The sequence below is a fragment of the Candidatus Desulfatibia sp. genome (genome assembly GCF_036446775.1).
GTDB lineage: Bacteria > Desulfobacterota > Desulfobacteria > Desulfobacterales > UBA11574 > Desulfatibia_A.
Genome location: NZ_JAZFTO010000383.1, coordinates 1 through 7925, shown reverse-complemented (window position 1 = coordinate 7925; position 7925 = coordinate 1). Strand labels below are relative to the sequence as shown.

The 7925-nt window shown below is 49.7% G+C and carries 6 protein-coding genes; all 6 read left to right on the top strand.

Features of this window, described 5'->3' with window-relative positions:
* Positions 1–211: 211 nt before the first annotated feature.
* The 6 genes from murC (at position 212) to V3S16_RS17455 (ending at position 7925) form a co-directional block, all read left to right on the top strand.
* Positions 212–1579 (top strand): UDP-N-acetylmuramate--L-alanine ligase, encoded by a 1368-nt coding sequence (gene murC / locus V3S16_RS17480; protein ID WP_413887292.1) that lies wholly within the window; start codon positions 212–214, stop codon positions 1577–1579.
* A 2-nt stretch (positions 1580–1581) separates the two neighbouring features.
* Positions 1582–2532 carry a UDP-N-acetylmuramate dehydrogenase gene (gene murB, locus V3S16_RS17475; protein WP_413887290.1) on the top strand — a complete coding sequence of 317 codons (951 nt, stop codon included), beginning with the start codon at positions 1582–1584 and terminating at the stop codon, positions 2530–2532.
* Positions 2533–2587: 55 nt separating this feature from the next.
* The gene (locus V3S16_RS17470) at positions 2588–3385 is read left to right on the top strand and encodes a cell division protein FtsQ/DivIB (protein ID WP_413887288.1); all 798 of its coding nucleotides are present in this window, start codon (positions 2588–2590) and stop codon (positions 3383–3385) included.
* Between the two features lies 1 nt (position 3386).
* Positions 3387–4613, top strand: a complete 1227-nt coding sequence (gene ftsA, locus V3S16_RS17465) for a cell division protein FtsA (protein ID WP_413887286.1) — start codon at positions 3387–3389, stop codon at positions 4611–4613.
* A gap of 180 nt (positions 4614–4793) precedes the next feature.
* Entirely contained in the window at positions 4794–5969 is a 1176-nt protein-coding gene (ftsZ, locus tag V3S16_RS17460) for a cell division protein FtsZ (RefSeq protein WP_413887284.1), read from the top strand.
* Between the two features lie 216 nt (positions 5970–6185).
* Positions 6186–7925 carry a TIGR03960 family B12-binding radical SAM protein gene (locus tag V3S16_RS17455; protein ID WP_413887282.1) on the top strand — a complete coding sequence of 580 codons (1740 nt, stop codon included), beginning with the start codon at positions 6186–6188 and terminating at the stop codon, positions 7923–7925.

Sequence of the window (7925 nt, the reverse complement as noted above, 5' to 3'; positions counted from 1 at the left end):
CCTTGTTTGGAATTTGAGACTTGGAATTTGTGATTTATTTGAAATTTGGTGCTTGTGATTTGTTATTTATTTAATGTTTGGTGCTTGGAATTTGTGATTTTAGACACAAAACTCCAAGGCAGAGCCAGATATCTCTGACCTGGCTCTCCGAGGCGTAGGCTCTACGAGCCGGAGGCCCAGAGGATCAGGTTTTTCAGGACTAAATAAATCTATGTATCTTAAAAAATATCACATACATTTTGTCGGCGTTGGCGGCATCGGCATGAGTGGAATTGCCGAACTTCTGCTCAACCTGGGCTACAAGGTGTCCGGATCCGACGTCAGCACTTCTGATCTGACCCGGCGCCTGCAAAGCTTAGGGGGAGTGATATATGAAGGTCATGCTGCCAAGCAAATTAAAGGGGCCGATGTTGTGGTAACATCCGCGGCCATCGTTCCCGATAACCCTGAAGTTATGGCCGCCGCCCAAGCGTCGATCCCGGTAATACCCAGGGCCGAAATGCTGGCTGAACTGATGCGTTTAAAGTACAGCATAGCGATTGCCGGCGCCCACGGCAAAACATCGACCACTTCCCTGGTAGCTGCCGTGCTGGACAAAGGCGGGCTGGATCCCACGGTGGTCATCGGCGGCAAACTCAAAAGTATCGGGATCAATGCGCTGCTTGGAGAGGGGGATTTTATCGTGGCTGAAGCGGATGAAAGCGACGGCTCTTTTCTGAAAATGTCTCCCACCATAGCGGTTGTAACGAATATAGACCGGGAGCATCTCGATTTTTACAAAGACCTAAACCACATCAAGGAAGTATTTTTAAGCTTCATCGACAGAATCCCGTTTTACGGTCTGGCGGTTCTATGCCTGGATGATGAACCCATACAGGATATAATTCCCAAAATAAAGAAGCGCTTCACAACTTACGGAGTCAGTTCCCAGGCGGATATCCAGGCCAAAAATATTGAATCCAAAGGGCTAAAGAGCAGGTTTGCCGTCAAACACCTTGGCGAGCAATTAGGAGAAATCTCGCTTAATCTGCCTGGTATCCATAACGTTTACAACGCCATGGCAAGCATCGCCGTGGGACTTGAATTAGGTATCGATTTTGAAGTCATCAAAAACGCCCTGGAAACCGTTCAAGGCGTGCAGCGCAGATTGGAAATCAAGGGAATCGCCCGAGACATTACTGTTATTGACGATTACGGCCATCATCCCACTGAAATCAAATTTACGCTGCTGGCCGTCAAGGAAAGCTGGCCGGACCAGCGCATCGTTGTGGTGTTTCAGCCGCACCGCTACACCAGAACCCAGGCACTTTTTGATGATTTTACACGTTCGTTCTACCAGTCGGATATGCTGGTAGTGCTGCCGATCTATGCCGCCAGTGAAAAAGCAATCAAAGGCGTTGACAGTCAATTGTTGTTTGAAGAAATTCGAGCCCACGGCCACAAAGATGTCGTCTTCATGCCAAGTTTTAAAGCAGCTGTTTCCCATTTAAAACAGACTTTAACCGCCGGCGACATCCTGCTTACCCTGGGTGCCGGCGATGTTTACAAACTGGGAGAGACATTACTGAAAGAACTATAAAAATGTTACTCGATTCTGAATCCAAAAAATGGCTGGCCGATCATTGCGGCGCCGGCATCAAATTTGACGAACCAATGTCCAAGCATACATCGCTGCAGGTCGGCGGGCCGGCTGAAGCCTATTTTGTACCTGGAAACATTGAAGCGCTTAAATCACTGATCAATTGGGCCTGGCAAAAGGACATTCCATATCTGATTGTCGGCGACGGTACAAATCTGTTGGTAAAAGACAGCGGGATAAAGGGCATCGTCATAGCACTGACCAAGTGTCTGCAGGCGATTACCAAAACCGATAATGAGCAGGAAGAAGTTGTCGTTACCGCCATGGCCGGTGTTCGCATGCAGGCTCTTTGCCGCTTTGCCCTTGAGCATGGTCTTGCAGGTCTCAATTTTGCCCTGGGAATTCCCGGCACCGTGGGCGGCGGCATTATGATGAATGCCGGCACGGCTTACAGCTGGATCGAAAATGTCCTTGAGGCCGTCACAGTGCTTTTGCCAAATGGTCAAATCCAGGAAATTACACGGGATCGGCTAAAATTTTCATACCGTAATCTCTCATTGAACATGGGACTAAACCAGGAATTTCAGGCGCATCCCGTTATTATCGACGGCTCTTTTTGCCTGCATCCGGCAGATCCTGTCAAGCTCAAAGCCGAAGCCAAGAAAATTTTAAAGATGCGCATAAAAAGACAGCCCATCGGTTACCCCAGTGCCGGATGCTTCTTTAAAAACCCGGCCGACGGCAAGACAGCGGGGCAGCTGATTGACCTGGCCGGACTGAAAGGCAAAGCAATCGGCGGCGCCGAAGTTTCATCAAAACATGCTAATTTTCTCGTCAACACCGGCCAGGCGACTGCTGCAGATTTTCTGGCGCTGATGGAATTTGTTCATGAGACCGTACTAAAAATGTTTGATATCGATCTTGAAAGCGAGGTCAAAATTGTTGGAGCGTAATCGTACCCGTAGAAACTTTTATAAAAACAGCACCGCCAAACAACAGGCTAAAATTATGGAATACTTTAAAGCCAGTCTAAAAATATCGGCCGGGATTGCTGCTTTGCTGCTGGTAAGCTTTATTTTTATTTTTGGTTACGATTTTCTGACGCAAACTGACTATTTCAAAACCGAAAGCTTCAGCGTTACCGGAATCGACAAGCTTACCAAAGAGCAAGTTCTGAAACAAGCCCGGCTTGACAAGGGTGTCAATATTCTTTCCGTAAATCTATCAGAAGTTAGAAAAAGACTGACAGCCCATTTATGGATCGCCGAGGCAGAAGTCAGCCGGGAACTCCCTTCAAAAATACACATCAGAATAAAGGAGCAAAAAGCCCTGGCCGTCATAGATCTGGAACGCAAATTTTTGATCAATACCGCCGGAGAAATATTTAAGGAAGTGTCGGCTACGGATCCGGACAACCTGCCGGTCGTCAGCGGCCTTGAATTTTCAGACATCAACGTTTTGGAAGAAACCCGCAGTCTGCCGTTTGATGCTGTCATGCAAGTTTTGAAGTTAGGACAAAACCCGAATAGTCTGCTTCCCAACACCCTTATCAAAAGAATTCATATTGACAGAGAAATCGGTTTGACCATTTACGCTCCGGCCTTTGCGTCCGGCATGATCAGCACCATTAAGCTCGGATATCACAATTATCCCGGCAAGTATGCCGGGCTTAAAACTGTTTTGGCCTATATAAAAAAAAGAAACGAGCTTTCACGGCTGGTTTCAATCGACCTTAACAACTTAGATCGTATTGTTGTTCTTCCAGTCAGCAATGAATCACCTGCCAGTGACCAAAAGGAGGTTTAAGATGCCGGGAAAGGAAAATCTTATTGTCGGTCTTGATGTCGGGACAACCAAAATTTGTGCCGTGGTTGGAGAAATTTCCCAAAAAAACATAAATATTATCGGTATCGGCACGCATCCCTCTATCGGTCTGCGCAAAGGTGTGGTTGTGGATATTGAATCTACGGTGGAATCGATTCAAAAGGCTATTGAAGAGGCGGAACTTATGGCCGGTTGTGAAATTTCATCCGTTTACGCCGGCATTGCCGGCGGTCATATCACCGGGTTCAACAGTCGCGGAATCATAGCGATAAAAGGACCTGAAGTGACGAAACAGGATGTGGAGCGCGTCATTGATGCCGCGCGCGCCGTGGCCATCCCCATGGATCGCGAAGTTATTCATGTGCTGCCCCAGGAATTTATCGTTGATGAACAGGGCGGCATCAAGAACCCCGCGGGCATGTCCGGAGTACGGCTGGAAGCTAAGATACATATTGTAACCGGTGCCGTTACCTCTGCCCATAACATCGTTAAATGCGCCAACCGGTCAGGACTTGATGTATGCGATATAGTCCTCGAATCTCTGGCTTCGGCTGAAGCCGTGCTGACCGATGAAGAGAGGGAACTGGGCACGGCCCTGCTGGATCTTGGCGGCGGAACGACCGATCTGGCAATTTTTTCTCAGAAAAACATCAAGCACACATTTGTACTTTCTTTGGGCGGCAACAACCTTACTAACGACATTGCCATCGGGCTGCGCGCACCGCACTCCGAGGCCGAAAAGATCAAGAAAAAATACGGAACCTGTCTGCCCCATAATATCGGCAACGAAGAAACCATTGAAGTTCCGGGAACGGGTGGACGCGAGTCCAGGAAACTTCCCAGGCAGATATTAGGCGAGATCCTGGAACCTCGTGTGGAAGAAATCTTTTCACTGGTAAGAAGGGAAATCTATCGGGCGGGAATGGAAAACCTCATCAATTCGGGTGTGGTTTTAACCGGAGGGTCATCACTGCTGGACGGCTGTGTCGAAATCGCCGAATCGATTTTCGATCTACCGACCCGTCTGGGTACGCCCCGGGGGATCAGCGGCCTTGTCGACGTCGTCAACAATCCCATGTATGCCACCGCTGTTGGGCTTGTTTTATACGGCGCCCGCGTGATGCCCGAAGAGAAATTCAGAATTCGTGACAGCAACATTTTCAACCGTATCATGGCCAGGATGAAAAAATGGTTCAAAGATGTAATGTAACAAGTTGCGCGTTGCGGGTTACGAGTTACGAGTTAAAGACTTATGAATACTTAACCCGCAACGCGCAACATGGAACACGCAACAGCTTCCAATCATTACAGGTAGTTCGTTAGGGATAGTTAAATCATCAATAAACCGAAGTTTAAGAGCAACATAAACAACTGACAGGAGGTGGGGGAAATGACTTTTATATTTACGGAAAGCGACAATTCAGCAACAATTAAAGTTATTGGTGTTGGTGGTGCCGGTGGCAATGCGATTAACAACATGATCGCGTCCAATCTCAAGGGCGTGAAATTCATCGCCGCCAATACGGATGGCCAGGCTCTTGAGATCTCAAAGGCATCCGTCAGGCTGCAAATTGGTGAACAACTCACCCAGGGACTCGGCGCCGGTGCCAATCCTGAAATCGGGCGGGATGCCGCGCTTGAAAATGCCGATGCCATCCGCAGCGCACTCGAGGGCAGCCACATGGTGTTTATCACAGCAGGGTTCGGCGGCGGCACCGGCACCGGTGCAGCACCGGTTATCGCCGAAATCTGTAAAGAGATCCAAGCCCTGACTGTTGCGGTGGTGACAAAACCCTTTTCGTTTGAAGGCCGCAAAAGGACCAGACAGGCCGAAGAGGGGATTAAAGCCTTACGGAAAGTCGCCGATACCGTCATCACCATACCCAATGACCGGCTGAGAGGACTTGCTTCCAAAAAAACCACAATGATTGAAATGTTTAGAAAAGCCGATGAAATTTTGCTCCATTCGGTTAAGGGGATTACCGATTTAATCTTTATGCCGGGGCTGGTCAATCTCGACTTTGCCGATGTAAAAACGACCATGTCCAAGGCCGGAATGGCGATTATGGGCATCGGCAGCGGCAGTGGTGAAAATCGGGCCATCGAGGCCGCTGAGAATGCCATATCCCATCCGCTTCTGGAAGACATTTCCATCAAAGGTGCCAAGGGTGTGCTGATGAACATCACCTGCAACAGCGATTTGACCATGGAAGAGATGACCGAAGCATCCGACCGAATTTACAATGAAGTCGGTGAAGATGCCGATATTGTCTGGGGAACCGTCATTGATGACACTTTAGGAAACGAAATGAACGTCACCGTAATTGCAACGGGAATCGGTTCCGAAGATGAGCCTGACGTACAAGATCGCAGCTTTGGAGGCAAAGTCAGGGATATCACACCGAGTGACATGCAAACCAGCGTCAACTTTGATGAGCCCACCTTTATCCGCCGTAAACATGCGGTTGGTGAAGACAGCGGAGGCACCTACCGCGGATATAAGGGGATTATCATCGACAACAACGACCTGGACGTGCCGACCTTTTTGAGAAAAAAGGCTGATTGAGGGTTAAGCATTGACGAGCGGCAATAAAATACCGGATACTGAATTTTAGTTGGAGCGCGCCGGCTTCGCCATAGTGCCTTAGCTACGACGGCTGAAAGCTCAAGCTACGACGGCTGAAAGTGGAAATTCCGACTCAGCGGTGCTCCGGGAAGCTTCAAAAGTTTGACTCGTTTGTTCAGTATTCAGCCTTTTAAAACGTTCGATGGTCAATCTTCAATGGCAAGGAAAACCGACAAATCTCGCCGGAAACCGTCACAATCAGAGACAGAGATCGGGACTATCCGCAAAAACTGGCACGGACGCCTCAAAGTCGCGCTGGTTTATCCCAACAAATATCACATTGGGATGTCCAATCTCGGTTTTCAGACTCTTTATGACCTTTTGAACAGAATTGAGCACGTCGTATGCGAACGGTTATTCCTGCCGGATGATGCCGGGTCGCATACCGGGCGCTTATTGACCGTTGAATCTCAAAGGCCGCTGGGCGATTTTGATATCATCGCCTTTTCGGTTTCATTTGAAAATGACTACCCCCACCTTCTTACGATTCTCGAAAAGGCGGGACTCCCCCTGCGATCCAGTGACCGAGCAAGCCCTCACCCGCTGGTTATCGCAGGGGGAGTTTCCTTTTTTTCCAACCCCGAGCCAATAGCAGATTTCATCGATTGTTTTCTCATCGGGGAAGCAGAACCCATGCTTGCCCTTTTTTTTGACACCGTCTCTTTGGACCTGCGCGGCCAAGACCGCCGGGCTTTGCTTGAAACTCTGGCCCGCAACGTCCCGGGTCTTTATGTGCCGGCCTTTTACCAGGCTCTTTACAACCCGAACGGAACGCTTAAGGTCTTTGAACCGACTGCGGACGTACCCGCCGGCATCAAGCGCATGTTTGTCAAAGACCTCTCGGACACACCTACCTGCAGTGCTATTGTAACCCCGGACACAACCTTTAAGCAAAAATACCTGATCGAGGTCAGTCGGGGATGTGTCCATGGCTGCCGTTTTTGCAGCACCGGTTTTATTTACCGGCCGCCCAGATTCCGGCCCCCCGCACTTCTAAAAGAATGCCTGCAAACCGGCAGTTCGATCTGCAACCGGATCGGCCTGGTGGGTGCCGCGGTTTCAGATCTTCCGCAGATCGACAAAATTTGCAGTCAAGTGCTGCAAACCGATACGCACCTGTCGTTCAGTTCTTTAAGGGCCGACGCGCTTTCCCCTGAACTGCTGGCCGTGCTCAGGCAAAGCAACGTCAAGACGGCAACAATTGCGCCGGACGCCGGCTCCCAGCGGCTGCGCACGGTGATCAACAAGGGTCTGTCAGAAGAGAACATCCTCAATGCCGCCGAGACCCTGGTAGCCAACAACATCCCCAATTTAAAACTCTATTTCATGGTCGGGCTTCCCACGGAAACCATGGAGGATGTCGAAGCCATTGTAAGCCTGTGCAAAAAAATCAAGCATTGCTTCCTCAAGTCGAGCCGGGCGCGAAAACGGATCGGAGAGATAACCGTAAGCCTGAGCTCGTTTGTACCCAAGCCGCACACCCCCTTTCAATGGGTTGCCATGGATGACGTGCCCGCCCTGAAAACAAAGATCAAGCACGTTAAAAACGGTCTGAAAAAAACAGCCAACGTGCAAGTCCACGCCGACATCCCCCGCTGGTCTTACATCCAGGGGCTGCTGTCACGCGGCGACCGCCGGGTTTCCCAAATACTTTTGCTGGCGCATCAAAACCAGGGCAACTGGCCCCAGACTTTTAAAGCCTCGGCGCTGAACCCTGATTTCTACGTACACCGCGAACGCGCTTTGGACGAATTGCTCCCCTGGGATTTTATCGATCATGGTATTGAAAAATCATTTCTGGCGCGCGAGTACAAACGCGCTCTTAACGGCAAACCCTCCCCGCCCTGCCCCATCAAAGACTGCACCGTCTGCGGCGTCTGCAAAGCAAATCCGTAA

What these genes read in the sequence shown, in the direction of transcription:
- murC (WP_413887292.1), top strand. Translation starts at nt 212, where the DNA reads ATGTATCTTAAAAAATATCACATACATTTTGTCGGCGTTGGCGGCATC.
- murB (WP_413887290.1), top strand. Translation starts at nt 1,582, where the DNA reads ATGTTACTCGATTCTGAATCCAAAAAATGGCTGGCCGATCATTGCGGC.
- V3S16_RS17470 (WP_413887288.1), top strand. Translation starts at nt 2,588, where the DNA reads ATGGAATACTTTAAAGCCAGTCTAAAAATATCGGCCGGGATTGCTGCT.
- ftsA (WP_413887286.1), top strand. Translation starts at nt 3,387, where the DNA reads ATGCCGGGAAAGGAAAATCTTATTGTCGGTCTTGATGTCGGGACAACC.
- ftsZ (WP_413887284.1), top strand. Translation starts at nt 4,794, where the DNA reads ATGACTTTTATATTTACGGAAAGCGACAATTCAGCAACAATTAAAGTT.
- V3S16_RS17455 (WP_413887282.1), top strand. Translation starts at nt 6,186, where the DNA reads ATGGCAAGGAAAACCGACAAATCTCGCCGGAAACCGTCACAATCAGAG.